Origin of the sequence: Roseovarius sp. MBR-6 (assembly GCF_040547525.1) — a bacterium.
Lineage (GTDB): Bacteria > Pseudomonadota > Alphaproteobacteria > Rhodobacterales > Rhodobacteraceae > Roseovarius.
In genome coordinates this window covers 159,679-177,562 of sequence record NZ_JBEPPW010000005.1, presented here as the reverse complement: position 1 = coordinate 177,562, position 17,884 = coordinate 159,679, and the positions used below count along the sequence as shown (strand labels likewise).

General features: G+C 65.3%; 14 protein-coding genes and 1 pseudogene. 12 read left to right on the top strand and 3 right to left on the bottom strand.

The features are described from left to right. The first annotated feature begins 65 nt into the window (after nt 1-65). Genes ABIE57_RS08905 through ABIE57_RS08875 form a run of 7 tightly spaced genes read left to right on the top strand, consistent with a single transcriptional unit; the run spans nt 66 to nt 7,942 of the window. Entirely contained in the window at nt 66-1,184 is a 1,119-nt protein-coding gene (locus ABIE57_RS08905; protein WP_354538659.1) for a transporter substrate-binding protein, read from the top strand. Continuing rightward, on the top strand, nt 1,181-1,771 hold the full coding sequence (locus ABIE57_RS08900) for an ANTAR domain-containing protein (RefSeq protein ID WP_354538658.1): 591 nt from the start codon (nt 1,181-1,183) through the stop codon (nt 1,769-1,771). Before ABIE57_RS08905 ends, ABIE57_RS08900 begins: the two co-directional genes overlap by 4 nt. 50 nt (nt 1,772-1,821) lie before the next feature. Beyond that, on the top strand, nt 1,822-2,664 hold the full coding sequence (locus ABIE57_RS08895; protein ID WP_354538657.1) for an ABC transporter permease: 843 nt from the start codon (nt 1,822-1,824) through the stop codon (nt 2,662-2,664). Beyond that, on the top strand, nt 2,661-3,581 hold the full coding sequence (locus ABIE57_RS08890; RefSeq protein WP_354538656.1) for an ABC transporter permease: 921 nt from the start codon (nt 2,661-2,663) through the stop codon (nt 3,579-3,581). The genes ABIE57_RS08895 and ABIE57_RS08890 overlap by 4 nt, the downstream gene beginning before the upstream one ends. Nucleotides 3,582-3,604: 23 nt before the next feature. After that, a complete protein-coding gene (locus tag ABIE57_RS08885) occupies nt 3,605-5,230 on the top strand; it encodes an ABC transporter substrate-binding protein (RefSeq protein ID WP_454283727.1) in 1,626 nt (541 codons plus the stop codon). Between the two features lie 4 nt (nt 5,231-5,234). Beyond that, nucleotides 5,235-6,176 (top strand): acetamidase/formamidase family protein, encoded by a 942-nt coding sequence (locus ABIE57_RS08880; RefSeq protein ID WP_354538655.1) that lies wholly within the window; start codon nt 5,235-5,237, stop codon nt 6,174-6,176. Further along, nucleotides 6,173-7,942 (top strand): ABC transporter ATP-binding protein, encoded by a 1,770-nt coding sequence (locus ABIE57_RS08875; RefSeq protein WP_354538654.1) that lies wholly within the window; start codon nt 6,173-6,175, stop codon nt 7,940-7,942. Before ABIE57_RS08880 ends, ABIE57_RS08875 begins: the two co-directional genes overlap by 4 nt. Before the next feature lie 22 nt (nt 7,943-7,964). Here ABIE57_RS08875 and ABIE57_RS08870 read toward each other — a convergent pair whose 3' ends face one another. Continuing rightward, nucleotides 7,965-9,560 carry a gamma-glutamyltransferase family protein gene (locus ABIE57_RS08870; RefSeq protein ID WP_354538653.1) on the bottom strand — a complete coding sequence of 532 codons (1,596 nt, stop codon included), beginning with the start codon at nt 9,558-9,560 and terminating at the stop codon, nt 7,965-7,967. A 300-nt stretch (nt 9,561-9,860) separates the two neighbouring features. Here ABIE57_RS08870 and ABIE57_RS08865 point away from each other — a divergent pair, with 300 nt between their 5' ends. From ABIE57_RS08865 to ABIE57_RS08845, 5 genes and pseudogenes are all read left to right on the top strand, one after another. Beyond that, the gene (locus ABIE57_RS08865) at nt 9,861-10,832 is read left to right on the top strand and encodes an ABC transporter ATP-binding protein (protein ID WP_354538652.1); all 972 of its coding nucleotides are present in this window, start codon (nt 9,861-9,863) and stop codon (nt 10,830-10,832) included. Next, complete coding sequence (locus ABIE57_RS08860; protein ID WP_354538651.1) at nt 10,829-11,848, top strand: ABC transporter ATP-binding protein; 1,020 nt, start codon at nt 10,829-10,831, stop codon at nt 11,846-11,848. The genes ABIE57_RS08865 and ABIE57_RS08860 overlap by 4 nt, the downstream gene beginning before the upstream one ends. After that, nucleotides 11,772-13,610 (top strand): annotated as a pseudogene (locus ABIE57_RS08855) (ABC transporter substrate-binding protein). Before ABIE57_RS08860 ends, ABIE57_RS08855 begins: the two are co-directional and overlap by 77 nt. Before the next feature lie 44 nt (nt 13,611-13,654). Then, entirely contained in the window at nt 13,655-14,602 is a 948-nt protein-coding gene (locus ABIE57_RS08850; protein WP_354538650.1) for an ABC transporter permease, read from the top strand. After that, nucleotides 14,602-15,483, top strand: a complete 882-nt coding sequence (locus ABIE57_RS08845) for an ABC transporter permease (protein ID WP_354538649.1) — start codon at nt 14,602-14,604, stop codon at nt 15,481-15,483. Before ABIE57_RS08850 ends, ABIE57_RS08845 begins: the two co-directional genes overlap by 1 nt. 289 nt (nt 15,484-15,772) lie before the next feature. On the opposite strand, the gene ABIE57_RS08840 is transcribed toward ABIE57_RS08845, so the two are convergent. Next, nucleotides 15,773-16,111, bottom strand: coding sequence for a RidA family protein (locus ABIE57_RS08840; RefSeq protein WP_354538648.1), 339 nt, complete (start codon nt 16,109-16,111; stop codon nt 15,773-15,775). Next, a complete protein-coding gene (locus tag ABIE57_RS08835) occupies nt 16,112-17,626 on the bottom strand; it encodes an FAD-dependent oxidoreductase (RefSeq protein ID WP_354538647.1) in 1,515 nt (504 codons plus the stop codon). Nucleotides 17,627-17,884: the final 258 nt, after the last annotated feature.

The following is a 17,884-nucleotide window of genomic DNA, read 5'->3' as shown; positions in this document are numbered from 1 at the left end:
CGGCAATCGAGCCCCGTCTTTCCTCAGCCAGAGGGACGGGGTTTTTTTATGGAAAGGATACCATCGTGACGCTGCGTCTGGGTCTCGTCTTTTCCACCACCGGCAGCTACGGCGCGCTTGGGCAAAGCGCGCTGGCAGGGGCGCTCGGGGCGATGGAGACGCTGGCAAGGCGCGGTGCCGCGCCGATCGTGCCGGTGATCGCCGATCCCGGCGGCGATCTGGCCGCCTATGAACGAATGACCCGAACAATGCTGGAAAGCGGGGTTCGGCATATCGTCGGGGCGATCACCTCATGGAGCCGCAAGGAGATGATCCCGCTGCTGGAACGGCATGGCGGGCTGCTCTGGTATCCGTGCCCCTATGAAGGGTTCGAGAGCAACGATCACGTCGTATATCTTGGCGCATCGCCGAACCATCATGTCGTTCCGGTAACCGACTGGATCGCAGCGCAGGGCCTGCGACGCGCGTTCCTGCTCGGCTCGAATTACGTCTGGGGCTGGGAGACGCTGCGGCTGGCGCGGGAGTGTCTGACGGCGCGCGGGATCGAGGTGGTGGGCGAACGCCATGTCCCGCTCGGGGCGGAACCGCCCGCGCATATTCTCGACGAAATCCGCGAGCAACGGGCTGATTGCGTGATCGACAGCCTGATCGGGCCATCCAATACCAGCTTCCTTAAGGGACTGGCGGCGCGTTGCGAGGACAGGCAAAAACCGGTCCGCGTGGTGAGCTTCAACCAGACCGAGGCCGATCTGGCCGAGATCGGACCGGCGGCGGACGGGCTCTTGTCGGCGGGCAGTTTCTTTGAGACGAATGCCGACGCTCGGTTACGCGAATGCGCGCGGCGTCACGCGCCGAACGGGCGTGTCTCGTCCTTCTTTGCAACCTCATTTGCTGCGGTCGAGATCATTTCCGCCGCCGTGGAGCGGGCGGGCAGCGACACGCCCTCGGCGGTGTTCCGCGCGGCGGCGGAGCGGCCCGTGGCAACCGCCATGGGGCAGATGCCGATTGATCCGGTGATGCGGCACGCGATGCTGACGCCCCGGCTGGCGATTGCGCGCAATGGACAGTTCGATGTCGTGCAATGCGCGGGTGCGCCGGTTGCCGCGGATCCCTACATGACAGGGCAGGCCCCGCGACGGCCCGCCGCTGCGCAGGCACACTCAAGGCTGAGGGTCGTGAAGTGAGCCACGCGCCCGTGCATAATTTCTCCGGGCAGAGCGCGCTTGTCCTGCACCGCTCGCCGGAAATCGGCCAGCGGATCGAGGCGCGCTGCGACCGGCTTGGTGTGCGCGCGCTGTTGCACAAGGATGCGCCCGATGCAGGGATCGCGCGCCGCGCCGACATGGTGATCCTCGACATCGACACGACCGATGACGCGATGCTTCCGTGGCCGCGCGCCGAGGCACCGATGCCGCTGATCGGGCTTATCGGATCGGAAAGCCCCGGCAGGCTCGCATGGGCGCTGGCGCAGGAGGTGGACGCGTTCCTGCCGGTCGGGGGCCTCGGCAATCTCTTCTCGGCGATGGTGGTGGCGCACGCGGTTTTCGCGCGAAAGGCGGCGCGCCGTGCCCGCGAGGCGGAGATGTCCCGCCGCAGCCAGCATCGCCTCGACGTGATCCGCGCCGTCCTCGCGCTGATGGAAGAGGGGCGCGACGAGGCGCTTGCCCTCAAGCAATTGCGCACGCTGGCCATGGTGGACCGGATCACCGTGGAGGAGGCGGCGGTCCGCCTGCTGGCCGAACGGCGCACGATCCGGGGGCGGGCCAGATGAGCGATGTGCAGACCCTGCGCCCGCGCGCTTCGGGAAGGTTTGGGCGTGTCATGGCGGAGCTGCTGCGCCGCCCGCGCGCGGCTTTTGGCATGGCGGTGATCGTGGTTATGGTGCTTTGCGCGATATTCGCGCCGTGGATCATGCCGCATGATCCGTTCGAGCAGAGCTTTGACGGGCTGGACCTGATGGGCGGCCCGCTGCCGCCGGGGGGAGAGTATCTTCTGGGCACCGATCTTCTGGGCCGCGATCTGGCGTCGCGCCTGATCCTCGGCACGCGCACATCGCTGATCATCGGGGTGGTGGCGAACGGCATCGCGGTGATCCTTGGCGCGGGTGTGGGCATTACGGCGGGGTATTTCGGCGGCTGGACGGCGGCGATCCTGATGCGGTTCACCGACCTGATGATGGCGTTCCCGGCGCTCTTGCTGGCGATCGTGCTGGCGGCGATCTTCCAGCCCAGCCTGATGATCGTCGCGCTGGTGATTGCCATGGTCAACTGGGTGCAGATGAGCCGGGTAATCTATACCGAGACCCGCAGCCTTGCCGAACGTGAATTCATTCAGGTGCAACGCGCCATCGGCGCGTCGCCGCTGCGTATCCTCGGCAAGCACCTGCTGCCGCATCTGCTGTCGTCGATCATCGTCTTCGGCACGCTGGGGATCTCGACAACCGTGCTGCTGGAGGCGACGCTGAGCTTTCTCGGCGTGGGTGTGCAGCCGCCGATGCCAAGCTGGGGCAACATCATCTTCGAGAACCAGACCTATTTCTCGACCGCGCCCTGGCTGGTGTTCATTCCCGGTCTGCTGATCGTGCTTCTGGCGCTCGCCTTCAACCTCGTGGGCGATGCGCTGCGCGATGTGCTCGACCCGACATTGAAGGGGCGGCACGGATGAGCGGCTATCTGATCCGGCGTCTGATGGAAAGCGCGCTGATCCTGCTCGGAATCACCCTGGTGACCTTCGTGCTGCTCTACCTGATCCCCGCCGATCCGGCGCGGCAGATCGCGGGCCGCTCGGCCACCGCCGAGACGGTCGCCAATATCCGCGACCAACTGGGGCTGAACGATCCGCTTTTCGTGCAATATGCCCGCTATCTCGGCAACCTCGCGCAGGGCGACATGGGCCGGTCCTATCTGCAACGCGCCGAGGTGGCGGACCTGATCGCCGCGCGCCTGCCTGCAAGCCTTCTGCTGATGGTCTCGGCGATTGTCACCGAGCTGATCCTCGGGCTGAGCATCGGCGTTGTCGCCGCGCTGCGCCGCAACCGCCTTGCCGACCATTCGCTGATGATCTTCAGTTTCGTGTCGATTTCGGCGCCGCAATTCGTGATCGGCATCCTGCTGCTCTATGTCTTTGCCGTGCAGCTTGGCTGGCTGCCCATCGGTGGCTATGGCACCTTCGCGCATCTGGTGCTGCCGTCGATCACGCTCGGGTTTCTCGGCGCGGGCTGGTATAGCCGCATGATGCGCTCGTCGATGATCGACGTTCTGGAACAGGATTTCGTGCGCACGGCCCGCGCCAAGGGCCTGTCGAAACTGCGCATCGTCGCCCGCCATGTCATGCCCAATGCGATCCTGCCGATCATCGCCATGATCGGCATCGACATCGGGTTGTTCATGTCGGGCATTGTCGTTGTCGAAAGCGTGTTCGGATGGCCCGGGATCGGTCAGCTTGCCTGGCAGGCCATCCAGCGCGTCGACATTCCCGTGATCATGGGCGTCACCATGGTTTCGGCCACGGCCATCGTGCTTGGCAATCTGCTCGCCGATCTGGTGGCCCCGCTGATCGATCCCCGCATCAAGACCAAATGAAACCGACAGAGGAGAGAAGACCGATGAAAAACGCATTGATGGCCGGTGTCGCCGGGCTGGCGCTTGTCGCGGGCGGCGCGTTCGCGCAGGTGAACGAGGATGCCCCGCAGGGCGGCGAGATGATCGTGACCTATCAGGATGACGTGGCCACGCTCGATCCCGCGATCGGCTATGACTGGCAGAACTGGTCGATGATCAAATCGCTCTTTGACGGGTTGATGGGCTATGAGCCCGGCACCACGACCCTGCGCAACGAGTTGGCGGCAAGCCATGAGATTGCCGGGGATGGCATGGTGCATACCTTCGTGCTGAAGGACGGGATCAAGTTCCACAACGGGCGCGAGATCACCGCCGGGGACGTGAAATATTCGCTCGACCGGGTCACCAACCCCAAGACCCGCAGCCCCGGTGCCGGGTTCTTCGGGATGATCGCGGGGTTCGATGCGTGGAACGCGGGCGAGGGCGAGGGGCTGAGCGGGGTCGAGGTTCTGGACGACAAGACCGTGCGCATCACCCTGTCGCGGCCCGATGCGACCTTCAGCCATGTCATGGCGCTCAACTTCGCCTCGATCGTGCCGCGCGAGGCCGTCGAGGCCTCGGGCGAGGATTTCGGTCGCGAGCCGGTGGGCTCAGGTGCCTTCCGCCTGACCGAGTGGACACCGGGCCAGCAACTCGTGTTCGAGCGGTTCAAGGAGTATCACCGCGCCGGCGTGCCCAAGCTTGACCGGTTGACCTTTGATATCGGGCTCGATCCCACCGTGGCGCTGTTACGCCTGCAAAGCGGCGAGGCGGATGTGCCGGGCGACGGCATTCCGCCCGCGCAGTTCCTTCAGGTGATGAACGATCCGGCGCAGGCCGAGAACGTCGTCGAGGGCGGGCAGTTGCATACCGGCTACATCACGCTCAACACGCGGATGGCCCCGTTCGACAATGTGGGTGTGCGCCGCGCCGTCAACATGGCGATCAACAAGGCGCGGATCGTGCAGATGATCAACGGTCGCGCGGTGCCTGCCAATCAGCCCCTGCCGCCCACCATGCCGGGCTATGCCGACGATTATGAGGGCTACGCCTTCGATCCCGAGGCGGCGCGCGCCCTCTTGGCCGAGGCGGGCTTTGCCGACGGGTTCACCACCGAGCTTTTCGTGATGAATGTCGATCCCAACCCGCGCATCGCGCAGGCAATCCAGCAGGACCTGTCCGAGATCGGCATCAGGGCAGAGATCCGCAGCCTCGCACAGGCCAACGTGATCGCAGCGGGCGGAGAGCCGGATCAGGCCCCGATGATCTGGTCGGGCGGCATGGCCTGGATCGCGGATTTCCCCGACCCGTCCAATTTCTACGGCCCCATCCTGGGCTGCGCGGGGGCGGTGCCCGGCGGCTGGAACTGGTCGTGGTATTGCAACGAGGAGATCGACGCCCGCGCCAGTGCCGCCGATGCGATGGCCGACCCGGCCAAGGCGGCGGAGCGCGAGGCGGCCTGGCGGTCGATCTATCTCGACATCATGGAGGATGCGCCCTGGGTGCCGGTGTTCCACGAGCAGCGCTTCACCTTGGTATCAGACAGGATCGCGGGCGATGACAGCCTCTTCGTGGATCCGGTGCATATCCCGGTGAACTACGATTACATCCATTCCGCGACAGGCGAGTGAGACCATGTGCAAGACCTGCGACTACACCATCCATGGCCACCATCATCACGGCTGGGACCATTCGTTCCCGCCCGCGCAGATCGTGGCACCGGGCAGCCGCGTGCATTTCCATTGCCTTGACAGCTCGGGCGGGCAACTGACCCGTGACAGCACCACGGCGGATGTGCCCGCCCTTGATTTCAGCAAGATCAACCCGGTCACCGGTCCCGTCTATATCGACGGGGCCGAGCCGGGGGACGTGCTGAAGATCACGCTGGAGCAGTTTCACCCCTCGGGCTTCGGCTGGACCGCCAATATCCCCGGCTTCGGTCTCTTGGCCGACCAGTTCACCGATCCGCATCTCAAGGTCTGGTCCTATGATCCGGACACGCTGGCCCCGTCGCTCTTTTCCGATATCGCCCGCGTGCCGCTCAAGCCCTTCACCGGCACCATCGGGCTTGCCCCGGCCGAGGCGGGGCTGCATTCGGTGGTGCCGCCGCGCCGGATGGGCGGCAATCTCGACATTCGCGACCTTTCCGCCGGATCGGTGCTCTATCTGCCGGTCGAGGTTGCGGGCGCGCTCTTCTCGGTGGGTGACACGCACGCGGCGCAGGGCGATGGAGAGGTCTGCGGCACCGCCATCGAAAGCCCGATGGATGTCGAGATCACGCTCGATCTGATCAAGCAGGAACGGCTCGCCTTCCCCCGCTTCTCGACCCCGGGACCGGTGACGCGTCACCTCGACGCCAAGGGCTATGAGGCCACGACGGGGATCGGGCCGGACATGATGGAAGCGGCGCGCAACGCCGTCTCGGGCATGATCGACCTGCTGGGCAAAGAGCACGGGCTATCGGCCGAGGATGCCTATCTGCTGTGCTCGGTCGCGGGGGATCTGCGGATCTCGGAAATCGTCGACATGCCCAATTGGGTGGTCTCGTTCTACTTCCCCCGGATCGTCTTCGAATGAAGCCGGAGGCCGTCAACGAGCGGGACGCTACCGCGCGCCCCGTTCTCTCGGTCCGCGATCTGAGCGTGCAGGTGGCGACCGGCGAAGGCGGCAAGACGGTTGTGGATCGTCTGTCGTTCGATCTGCACGCGGGCGAGACGCTGGCGCTCGCTGGTGAAAGCGGATCGGGCAAGTCGATGACGGCGCTGGCGATCATGGGGCTTTTGCCCCAACCGATGGCGCGGATCACAGGGGGGGTGATCCGGCTCGGCGAGCGCGATCTTGCCGGTCTGGACGAGCGGGCGTTCCGCGCCATCCGCGCGCGGCGGATCGCGATGATCTTTCAGGAGCCGATGACCTCGCTCAATCCGCTGATGACGGTCGAGCAACAGTTGTGCGAAGTGCTGCTGGAGCATCGCATGTGTTTGCGCCGCGAGGCCCGCGCGCGCGCGCTCGGGCTGCTGGAGGATCTGCAACTGACCGATCCGGCGCGGCGTCTCAAGCAATATCCGCACGAACTCTCGGGCGGCATGCGGCAGCGCGTGATGATCGCCATCGCGCTGGCCTGCGAGCCCGAAATCCTGATCGCGGACGAGCCGACGACGGCGCTCGATGTCACGGTGCAGGCCGAGATTCTCGACCTGATCCGCCTGCTGCAAAAGGATCACGGCACCGCCGTTCTGATGATAACCCATGACATGGGCGTGGTCGCCGAGATGGCCGACCGTGTCATCGTCCTGCGCGAGGGCAGGCCCGAGGAAAGCGCCCCGGTGGCGCAGATATTCGCCACCCCCCGCTCGGCCTATGCGCGGCACTTGCTGGCCGCCGTGCCCCGGCTCGGCGCGGCACCCGCGCGCGCGGCCAAGGCCGGGGCGCAGAAGATTGTCGAGGTCGAGGATCTGAGCGTCCGCTTTGACGTGACCGGCGGCATCTTCAACCGGACAGTGGCGCGCCTGCACGCCGTGGAGGGCGTGTCGTTTCACATCGCGGTCGGGGAAACGCTTGCGCTCGTGGGTGAATCCGGGTCGGGCAAATCGACGATCGGCAAGGCGCTTCTGGGGCTTGTGCCGTGGCAAGGCTCGGTGCGGATCGATGGCCAGCAGACCCGTGGGCTGTCACGCGCGGCGATGCGGCCCGTTCTGCGCAAGATACAGATGGTATTCCAGGATCCCGGTGCCTCGCTCGATGCGCGCATGACCGTGGGCGAGCAGGTGGTGGAGCCGCTCCGGGTGCATGGTCTGGCGCAGGGATCCGAGCTTATGGACAGGGCCGAATTCCTGTTCAAGCGGGTCGGGCTCTCTGCCGACATGCTGAGGCGGTATCCGCACGAGTTTTCCGGCGGCCAGCGGCAGCGGGTCTGCATCGCGCGTGCGCTCAGCCTCTCGCCAAAGGTGATCGTGGCGGATGAGAGCGTGTCGGCGCTCGATGTCTCGGTGCAGGCGCAGGTGCTGGAGCTGTTGCAGGAATTGCAGGACGCCGACGGGCTGTCCTATCTCTTCATCAGCCATGACATGGCCGTGGTCGATCAGGTGGCCGACCGGGTCATGGTGCTGCGCCTGGGGCAGGTGATGGAGGAGGGGCCGCGCGCGGCGGTCCTGCACGATCCGCGCCACCCCTATACGCGGCGGCTTCTGGCGGCGGTGCCGGTTCCAGACCCCTTGCGCGCACGACCGCGCCTGCCCCCCGCGCCGGAGGTGCCAAGCCCGGTGCTGCCCGTGGGCGAGACGCTGCGACGCGCAAGGCTTGAAACCGTGGCCGACGGGCACCGCGTTGCGGGAGGGGGCTGATATGATCTGCGTGAAACGGGTCTCAGAATCCCACGGCCTGCCCGTCCTTGCGCGGATCGGAGCCTGCGCAATATCCCCCCGAGAGCAGGCGGTGGACAAGCTGCGCGCCGCCGAAACCGAAGGCGTTGTCGGGGCTTTCCAGCGTGATCGCGTGGCCGAGCGCGCGCAGGCGCTCAAGGGGCTGCGGTGCCATCGCCGTCTCAATGGCCACCTCCAGCCCCGAGACCACCCGCCAGCGCGGGGCGTCTGCCGCGGTCTGCACATCCTGCCCCCAGAGCTGCGTGCGCAGCACCATCTGCACATGCCCCTGAGCCTGCATCGGCCCGCCCATGACCCCGAAACTCATCAGCGGCGCGCCGCCTTTCATCAGGAACCCCGGAATGATGGTCTGGAACGGCCGCTTGCCGGGGGCGACCTGATTGGGATGGCCGGGTTGAAGCGTGAAGCCCGCGCCACGGTTCTGCATGTGAATGCCCGTCCCCGGCACCGCCACGCCCGCGCCGAACCCGGCATAGTTCGACTGGATGAACGACACCATCATGCCGCTTGCATCTGCCGCCGACAGATAGACCGTGCCGCCGTTTTTCGGCGCGCCAGAGCCGAAATCCTGTGCCATGTCAGCCCGGATCAGGGCGGCGCGGCTGGCCAGATACTCCGCGTCCAGCAGCGCCTTGGGGGTGATATCGGTCATCGCGGGCAGGTCACCCACATAGGCGTCCATGTCGCGGAACGCGAGCTTGGTCGCCTCGATCTGGTAATGCAGCGCCATCGGGTCGTCGGGGCCGAACTCGCGCACCGGCGTGTGGCGCAGGATGCCGAGGGTCATCAGCGCCGCGATGCCCTGCCCGTTGGGGGGGATCTCGTGCAGGGTGACATCGTCGAAATCCATCGACAGGGTGCCGCACCAATCGGGCCGGTGGCGCGCGAGATCGTCCAGTATCAGCGCGCCCCCATGGGCCTTTGCTGCGGCGACGATCCGCTCGGCCAGCGCACCCTCGTAAAAGGCGCGGCCCCCGGTCTCGGCGATCTGGCGCAGGCTGTCGGCCAGGGCAGCGTTGACAAAGCGCTCTCCGGCGGCGGGGGCTTTGCCGTCGCGCAGGAAGGTCTCGGCGAAACCCGGCTGCCCTGCCAACTCCCCTGCCCCGCGCTGCCACAACTCGGCGATGACGGGCGACAGGATGAAGCCATGCGCGGCATAGCCGATGGCCGGTTCGAACAGGGTCGTGAAATCGAGCCTGCCGAAGCGTCGGGACAGCTCCACCCACGCGCTCACGGCACCGGGCACGGTGACGCTGTCCCAGCCCCGGAACGGCATCTCGGTGGCCCCTTTGAACCGCTCGGGCGTCCAGGCCATGGGGGCCGCGCCCGAGGCGTTGAGCCCGTGCAATTCGTGCCCGTCCCACAGGATGCAGAACGCATCCGACCCGACCCCGTTGCCGGTGGGCTCGACCACGGTCAGCGTGATCGCCGCCGCAAGCGCGGCATCGACCGCATTGCCGCCGCGCGCCAGCATCGAAAGCCCCGCCTGCGCCGCCAGCGGCTGCGATGTCGCCACGATATTTTCGGCAAGGACCGGCGAACGGCGCGAGGCATAGATCGGTTCGTGATGCATCTGCATGGGGTTGCTGTCTCCGTGTGGTGTCCTGTTGCGCGGTCCGTTCCCGTCACGGGGCGGGGTGCCGCCTGCATGACCACGATGAATAGGCAAGATCGGGCACAGCGTCCAGTCACCAAGGGCGTGATGCTGCGCCCCGCACGCCGCGCGGTGTGCACCGAAAATGGTCACGATCATGTGAGGTCACATGAAAAAACCAATGAAGTCATAGGAAAAAAACCAAACCCCAAACCGCGAGGTTGATATGTCGATGCGTTTCGTTAACGCTTGGTATGTGGTAGACCAAATAGCGCAAGAGCCAAGATGACACTTCTGAAGATCGAAAATCTGACGATCACGCTGCGCAAGCAGGGCGTTGAGCCGACTTTGGTCGAGGGCTTGTCCTACGCAGTCGAGGCGGGCGAGACGCTGGCCATCGTCGGGGAATCGGGGTCGGGCAAATCGCTGTCATCGCTGGCGGTGATGGGGCTTATGGCCGAGGATCTGCATGTCACCTCCGGCAGCATCCGGTTCGAGGGGGTGGATCTGCTCGGGTTGTCGCCCGAGGAGATGCGCAAGCGTCGCGGGCGCGACATCTCGATGGTGTTCCAGGAGCCGATGACCTCGCTCAACCCGGTGCGGACCATCGGCAGCCAGATCACCGAAAGCATCGAGGAAAACATGGGCCTGTCGGGCGCGGCGGCGCGGGCACGGGCCATCGCGCTTCTGCAAGAGGTCGGCGTGTCGGATGCAGCCCAACGGATGCGGCAATACCCGCATCATTTCTCGGGCGGGATGCGCCAGCGGGTGATGATCGCCATCGCGCTCGCCGCTGAGCCAAAGCTGATCATCGCGGACGAGCCGACCACGGCGCTCGATGTGACGATCCAGGCGCAGATTCTCGATCTCATGGCGCGGATCTGCCGCGATCACGGCACCGCGCTGATCCTGATCACCCATAACCTTGGCATCGTCGCGCGCTACGCACGGCGGGTCAATGTCATGTATGGCGGGCGGATCGTCGAGACCGGCGCGGCGCGCACCCTCTATTACGCGCCGCGCCACCCCTATACCCAGGGCCTGTTGCGCTCGGTGCCGCGTCTGGACCGTCCCCGCTCCGAGCCGCTGGAACCGATTGCCGGCAATCCCGCCGATCCCTTCGCGCGCATCGACGGTTGCCGCTTTCACCCGCGCTGCCCCTATGCGCAGGCCATTTGCACGACCACCGCCCCGCTGTTCGACGGACAGGTGGCCTGCCATTTCCCATTGTCAGACGAGACGAGGGAGGCGTCATGACGGCGGATGCGTTCCTGCGGATCGAGGGTCTGAGCGTGCATTTCCCGGTGCACAAGGGGCTGCTGCAACGGCAGGTTGCCAGCGTCAAGGCGGTGGAGAATGTTACGCTGTCGCTGCGGCGCGGCGAAGCCTTCGGGCTGGTGGGCGAATCCGGCTGCGGCAAGACAACGCTTGCGCGCACGGTGCTGCGCCTTGTCGATGCGACCGACGGTGCCGTATGGTTCGACGGCGAGAACATCACCGCGCTGAAGGGCGCGGCGCTGACCCCTTATCGCAAGCGCGTGTCGGCGGTGTTCCAGGACCCGTTTTCCTCGCTCAATCCGCGAATGAAGGCGGGCGCGATCATCGCCGAGGTGCTGAAAGTGCATCGCTATGCCGGGGATATCCCCGCGCGCGTGGTCGCGTTGATGGCGATGTGCGGGTTGTCGGAGCGGTTTGTCGATCTCTATCCGCACCAGATGTCCGGCGGGCAGCGTCAGCGCATCGGCATCGCCCGCGCCCTCGCGCTGGAGCCTGAATTGATCGTCTGCGACGAGGCGGTATCGGCGCTCGACGTGTCCATTCAGGCGCAGATCATAAATCTTCTCGAAGAGCTGCGGGTGCGGCACGGCCTGACCTATCTCTTTATCGGGCATGACCTGTCCATCGTGCGCCACCTGTGCGACCGGGTGGCGGTGATGTATCTGGGCCGGGTGATGGAGACCGCGAGTTCGGACGCGCTCTTTTCCGACCCGCAACATCCCTACACGCAGGCGTTGATCGCGGCCATTCCGAACCCCGATCCGATCGCGGAAGAGAGCCGCAATCCGGCGATGCTGAAGGGCGAGGTGCCAAGCCCGCTCGACCCGCCATCGGGCTGCGTCTTTCACCCGCGCTGTCCGATTGCGATGGATATCTGCACCCGCATCGCCCCCGAACTGGAAAGCGCAGGTGCCGGACATGCCGTCGCCTGCCATGCCGTCACCACCGGACCGCCAAAAGAAACCACCACAACAGGAGAGAAAGATGGACGATAAGGACCTCATCAAACGGGCCGAAGCGGAGCTGCGCGCGGCCCATGACTATGATCCGCGCGACCCGCTCTTTGGTCTGTCGCGCGACGAGTTGCGCGGCGACCGGCTCAGCCGCCGCGCCACGCTTCGCCTGCTGGCCGCGGGCGGTGCGCTGGGGCTGGCACAGGTGCTGCCCGGCCTGCGGCCACTGGCGGCGATGGCGCAGGGCAAGGCGGGGGGCGAGTTGAAATGCGCCTGGGCCGGTGTCGGCGAGATCGTCACGCTCGATCCCGCGCAGATCGGCCAGGTGCTGCAATTCCAGATCGCCTCGAACATCTACAGCGGGCTGATGCATATCGACAACGATCTGGTGGCGCAGGGCGATCTTGCCGAAAGCTGGGAGGTCAGCGAGGACGGGCTCGACTACACTTTCAAGCTGCGCGAGGGCGTGACGTTCCACAATGGCGATCCGTTCAATGCGGATGACGTGGTGTTCACCTTCAACCGCTCGCGCGACCCTGCGCAATCGGTGCATAGCCGGGTCATCGCCAACGTGGCCGAGTTGGAGAAATTGAACGATTACGAGGTGCGCTTCCGGCTCAAGCAGCCGCAGGCCTCGTTCCTGACCAAATCGCTGGAGCGCGCTTCGGGGCGGGCGATGACCATCGTCTCGCGCGGCGGGCTGGAGGCACTGGGGCTTGCGCAATATGGCCTCACGCCGATCGGCACCGGGCCTTACAAGGTCGTCGAGCATCAGTTGGGGCAAGGCGTCGTGCTGGAGAAATTCGCCGAGTACTACGATCCCGACCGGCCCAAGCTCGACCGGATCACGATCACGCCGGTGGACGGTGTGGAGCCGCTCGCAGCCGCGCTGGAAGCGGGCGACATCCAGTACGTGGGCGGCAATCCGTTCCCGACCCAGCTCATCGAGCGGATGCAGGCCAATCCCGATCTGGTCGTCGATATCAAGCCGGGGCCGGGATTCCAGTCGATCTGGATCAATCCCTGGCACGAGGCGATGACGGTCAGCGATTTCAACAAGCCGGTGGCGGAGTTGAAGAAGGAATAGGGCTTCATGGTGCGGCTGGCCATCGCCAAGGCGCTCGACCGGGACCTTTTCATCAAACAGGGTCTGTTCAGCTATGGCGTCGCGGCGCATGGCACGATCAACCCGGCCATGGGCTTTTTCTTCGACGAGACGCTGGCCGACAACTCCGAACAGGCGTTCGATCCCGAAGGGGCCAAGGCGCTGATGGCCGAGGCGGGCTATCCCGGCGGCGCGGGCTTTCCGGAACTGAAGCTCCAGACCACGCCCAATACCAAGCGCGACGGTCAGGTCGTCGCCAATATCCTGAAGCAGGTTCTGGGCATCAGCGTGATCGTCGATCCCAAGGATTTTTCCATCGGGATCGAGGAATTCAACAAGATGGAGATCGACCTGCGACTCGGCGGCTCGGGCGGGGATTACGACCCCGATGACGGTCTGGTGGACTGGATGCAGACCACCTCGAAATTCAACGGGCCGGACCGCGACAAGGCAGAGAAACCCTTCGGCTTCTTCAGCGAGGCCGAGGCCGACAGGCTGATCGACGCGCAATCGGTGGCGGTCGATCCCGATACGCGGCGCGATCTGGTGCGTCAGGCCAACGCGATCACCTCTGACAAGGTGGCCTGCGCGTTCCTCTATCATCCGGTGGATGTGCTCGTGCACAGCGCCGCGGTCGAGGTGCCGGAAAGGGCGCGTATTCCCGGTCTGCACGAACTCGACCGCATTTCGCTCAAATAAACAGGGAAAGGCGGGCAGGCCCCTCGCGGCCTGCCCGGACTGCCATGGGGTCCTATATTCTGAGACGGCTGGTCGGTTCCGCGCTGGTGATGCTGGCGGTGGCCGTGCTGGTGTTCTTCATGATCCGGCTGGTGCCCGGCGATCCGGTGGCCGCCATGCTGGCCGATGCAGGCAGCGAAGAGGCGCGCGCGGCGCTGACGCGCAAGCTGGGGCTCGATCAGCCGCTTCTGGTGCAGTTCTGGAAATGGTTCACCAACCTCTTGCAGGGCGATCTGGGCCAGTCGATCTTCGGCAACAACCAGCCGGTGTCGACCATCCTGCTCGAGGCGCTGCCGCGCACCCTGTCGCTGGCCTTCCTGTCCTTCGTCATCGCGCTGGTGATCGCCGTTCCGGCGGGTATCCTGTCGGCCACGCGCCGCAATACCGCCACCGATGCGACGGTGTCGCTCTTTGCCTTTCTGGGTCTGTCGATGCCGGATTTCTGGCTGGCGATCCTGCTCATCATCGTCTTTGCCGCCAATCTGCAATGGCTGCCCGCCATTGGCTATGTGCCGCTCTCGGAAGGGTTCTGGCCCTGGCTCAGCCACCTGATCCTGCCCTCGATCGCCATCGGCACCGGGTTTTCGGCCATTATCGCCCGGATGATCCGCTCGTCCATGCTTGAGGTGCTGCGCGCCGATTACATGCGCACTGCCGCCTCCAAGGGGCTGCCGATGCGGGTGCAGATGCTGCGCCACGCCTTTCCAAACGCGCTTATCCCGGTGGTGACGGTGATCGGCATCGCCTTTGCGCTGCTGATCTCGGGGGCGGTGGTGGTCGAGAACGTGTTCGCGATCAAGGGGCTGGGGCGGGTGCTGATCCAGGGCATCCAGAACCGCGATTACCCGGTCGTTCAGGGCGCGGTGCTGGTCGTGTCGGCGTTCTTCGTTCTCTCCAACCTCGCGGTCGATCTGCTCTATGCGGTGATCGACCCCCGCATACGGTATTCCTGATGACCGATCTTCCCGCCCCGGACCTCTCCGAACCCGATATCCGACCGGCCCCGTCGCGCCTGCGCACCAGCTTTGCGCGCGACCGCAAGGCGCAGGTGGGGCTGGTCATCCTGCTGGCCTTCCTGCTGGCGGCGGTGCTGGCCCCGCTGATTGCGCCGTTTGATCCCAACGCGATGACCCTCGACATGATGAGCAGCCCGTCGCTCACGCATCCGCTGGGAACCGACGATCTGGGGCGCGACCTGCTGTCGCGGATCATCTGGGGGACGCAGATTTCGCTTTTTGTCGGGGTCTCGACCGTCGCGCTGGCGCTGGTCTTCGGTGTCGCGCTGGGGGTGGTGGCGGGCTATTACGGCGGCTGGGCCGATATGATCATCATGCGCTATATCGACCTGCAATGGGCCTTTCCCAACTTCATCATCGCGATTTATCTCGTCGCGGTCTTCGGCACCGGCCTCCTGAATGTCATCGTCGCCATCGCGCTGGCCTTTCTCGACGATTTCGCGCGCATCGCACGCTCCATGGTGCTGACGCTGAAGGAAGAGCAATTCGTCGATGCTGCCCGCGTGCAGGGCTTTTCCGATCTGCGGATCATGTTTCGCCATATCCTGCCCAATGCGCTGGCCCCGATCATCGTGCAGGCGACGGTGAGCGTGTCCTATGCCATCCTTGGCGAGGCCTCGCTGTCGTTTCTCGGCCTCGGCGTGCGGCCCGACACGCCGACATGGGGCCTGATCCTGTCCGATGGCCGCAGTTTCATTTCTCAGGCCTGGTGGCTTGGCGTGTTTCCGGGGCTGGCCATCATGCTGGTCGTGCTCGCGATCAATTTCGTCGGCGACGCCCTGCGCGATGCGCTCGATGTGCGCGATACCGGCCTGTGACGACGGGGATTGATGCCGCGGATCCGCATTTCGTCAAGCGGTCGGGTGGGACCGGGATAATTCGACCGGGCCGGATACCCGCTCATGCCCCGCTCATGCCCTGTCCTTTTCCCATTCTGGAGGGCATTTCAGACGCCTGAAGGGATGGCGTCGCCGCAAATCAGGCGGAGGTCCGTTCCGGGCTATTTCCGACAGTTTTTCTGGCGCGGGTGTCCGTTTGAAGCCAAACAGATGGAGGCATTATGCCAAAGATCGCGGCCTCGCTCTCCGGGGTCCGGGGGTGCAGCCCTCAGCAGGCAGCCGTGACGATGATCTCGACCTTCAGGTCTGGCCGGGCGAGTTTTGCCTCGCCGCAAGCACGGGCAGGTGCGTGGCCGATGGGCACCCATGCATCCCAGACCGTGTTCATTTCGGCAAAGTCAGACATGTCTGCCAACCAGATAATTGCCTGTAGAATGCGATCCGGCGAGGAGCCGGCCTCGGAAAGCAAGGTCTCGATCCGCGACAGGCAATCGCGGGTTTGCGCGGCAACGGTCGGCCCCTCGCCGACCTGTCCGCAAAGATAAACGACGCCGCCATGTTTGACGATTTTGCTCATGCGGGTGCCGGTCCCCATACGTTCGATCATCTATACCTCCTGAAGCGGCTCTTCACCCTGTGTGTCCATCTGCGCCAGTTCGCCCAGTGTCACGGGTTTGATGGGCGGGCGAATGCGGTAAGCCCCGGTTTGCGATTGTGCCTGATCATGGCAGGCCGACAGTATTTCCGTGACGGTCGATCCGCAATAGCGACCCTGGCACGGGCCCATTCCGGCGCGGACAAAGGCCTTGGTCTGGTTCGGGTCCAGACATCCCTGCGCGGCGCTGCGGCGGATGGCCCCGGCGGTGACCTCTTCGCAGCGGCAGATGATCGTGGCATCCTCCGGGGCAAGGGCCTGCGCGCAGGGGGGATAGGCGCGGTCGAGAAAGGGCCGCGCGGCGGATTTTAGCGCCAGCCGCAGGCGCAGGGGGCGGGCAGAAAGGTCGCGGTCGCCCTCGGTCAGTTTTCCAAGGTCATGGGCAATGGCGAGGGCCGCGATCTGCCCGGTCAGGGTGGCGGCGCGCGCGCCTTTGATCCCTGCCCCGTCACCGGCGACGAAGACGGTCGGTTCGGCGCTCCGCCCCCAGCCGTCGGTCACGGGTCGAAAACTGCGCTGGGCGTTGTCCCAATGATGCGGCAGGTTCAGCGACCGGGTGGCCTGCGTGTTGGGGACAACGCCATGGTGCAACAGCGCCGTGTCACAGGCGATACGATGCGCTTGCCCCCTGGTCGTGAAGGTCACGGCCTCGGCATGATCTGACCCTTCGACCCGGATATCGGTGGCCCCGGTGAATCGGGCAACACCCGCGCGCCGAAGGTCACGTAACAGCCCCAGACCCTTGAGCAGATAGCCAAGGCCCAGCATCGCACGCGGCAGATGCCGCGCGGCCCGCAGGACATCGCCCCGCGTCTGGGTCTCGACCAAGGCCAGCGGCGGCACCCCCGCGCGCACCATCTGCGCCGCCCGGATGCGGGTTCCGTCGGCACTGGTCAGGGTAAACCCGTCCGCCTTGTCCACGGACACCACCTTTTGCCCCGTGAGCACGCGCCCGCCCTTGCGCCGGACCCCGTCGGCCAGCGCCTGTAACAACCTCAGCGGGTTGGCGTGGCCATCCTGTTTGTGCCAGATCGCGCCCACAACCTTGTGGCCGATGTTGGGCTCTTCCTTACGCAGCGCGTTGTGGCCAAGCACCTCATAGGGGTAATCGCCGCCAAGCGTGGCTTTCAGGACTTCGTATTTCGCAACCGTTTCGGCCAGTGTTTCCTCGGAAAAATGCAGATCATAGCCGCCGTCCTGCCGAAGCCCCAGATCGGTGCCGGTCAGATCGGACAACTCATCGGCAAACCCGCGCCACAGTGCCGCCGATGTCTGGGACCACTGCGCATAGCGCGGTTGCGTCATGCCCTTGGACTGCACCCAGACCAGCCCGAAATTGCCTCGGCTGGCGCGCAGGCCCGCATCGTCGCCATCTATCACAGTGACGCGAAGCCCCCGGCGCAAAAGGCCCCACGCGACGGACAGGCCCACGACGCCCCCGCCAATGATAGCGTAATCGCTTTCCATCCAAGCCTCCAGCGGTGTTTCGCGCTTTGGGGGCGGGCCTGTTGCGGCCCGCCCGTTGACGCCTCAGTTCGAGGCTGCGACCTTCCAGCCCCATCACCGGAACTTGCAGCACATAGCGCGTGATCACCTGCACGAACTGGCCCATGGCCACGATGCAAATCAGGCTGGTCAGCAAGATCGCGGCAAATCTGTCCATCTGGCCTCCCCTTGGCTTTCGTTATGCTTGACGTCGCGTTATCATAAATTCAAATTGGAAAT

Bases quoted from the DNA above. Each gene is read 5' to 3' on its own strand.
- ABIE57_RS08895 (WP_354538657.1), top strand. From the start codon at position 1,822: ATGGCGGAGCTGCTGCGCCGCCCGCGCGCGGCTTTTGGCATGGCGGTG.
- ABIE57_RS08890 (WP_354538656.1), top strand. From the start codon at position 2,661: ATGAGCGGCTATCTGATCCGGCGTCTGATGGAAAGCGCGCTGATCCTG.
- ABIE57_RS08885 (WP_454283727.1), top strand. From the start codon at position 3,605: ATGAAAAACGCATTGATGGCCGGTGTCGCCGGGCTGGCGCTTGTCGCG.
- ABIE57_RS08880 (WP_354538655.1), top strand. From the start codon at position 5,235: ATGTGCAAGACCTGCGACTACACCATCCATGGCCACCATCATCACGGC.
- ABIE57_RS08875 (WP_354538654.1), top strand. From the start codon at position 6,173: ATGAAGCCGGAGGCCGTCAACGAGCGGGACGCTACCGCGCGCCCCGTT.
- ABIE57_RS08870 (WP_354538653.1), bottom strand. From the start codon at position 9,560: ATGCAGATGCATCACGAACCGATCTATGCCTCGCGCCGTTCGCCGGTC.
- ABIE57_RS08865 (WP_354538652.1), top strand. From the start codon at position 9,861: ATGACACTTCTGAAGATCGAAAATCTGACGATCACGCTGCGCAAGCAG.
- ABIE57_RS08860 (WP_354538651.1), top strand. From the start codon at position 10,829: ATGACGGCGGATGCGTTCCTGCGGATCGAGGGTCTGAGCGTGCATTTC.
- ABIE57_RS08850 (WP_354538650.1), top strand. From the start codon at position 13,655: ATGGGGTCCTATATTCTGAGACGGCTGGTCGGTTCCGCGCTGGTGATG.
- ABIE57_RS08845 (WP_354538649.1), top strand. From the start codon at position 14,602: ATGACCGATCTTCCCGCCCCGGACCTCTCCGAACCCGATATCCGACCG.
- ABIE57_RS08840 (WP_354538648.1), bottom strand. From the start codon at position 16,111: ATGATCGAACGTATGGGGACCGGCACCCGCATGAGCAAAATCGTCAAA.
- ABIE57_RS08835 (WP_354538647.1), bottom strand. From the start codon at position 17,626: ATGGAAAGCGATTACGCTATCATTGGCGGGGGCGTCGTGGGCCTGTCC.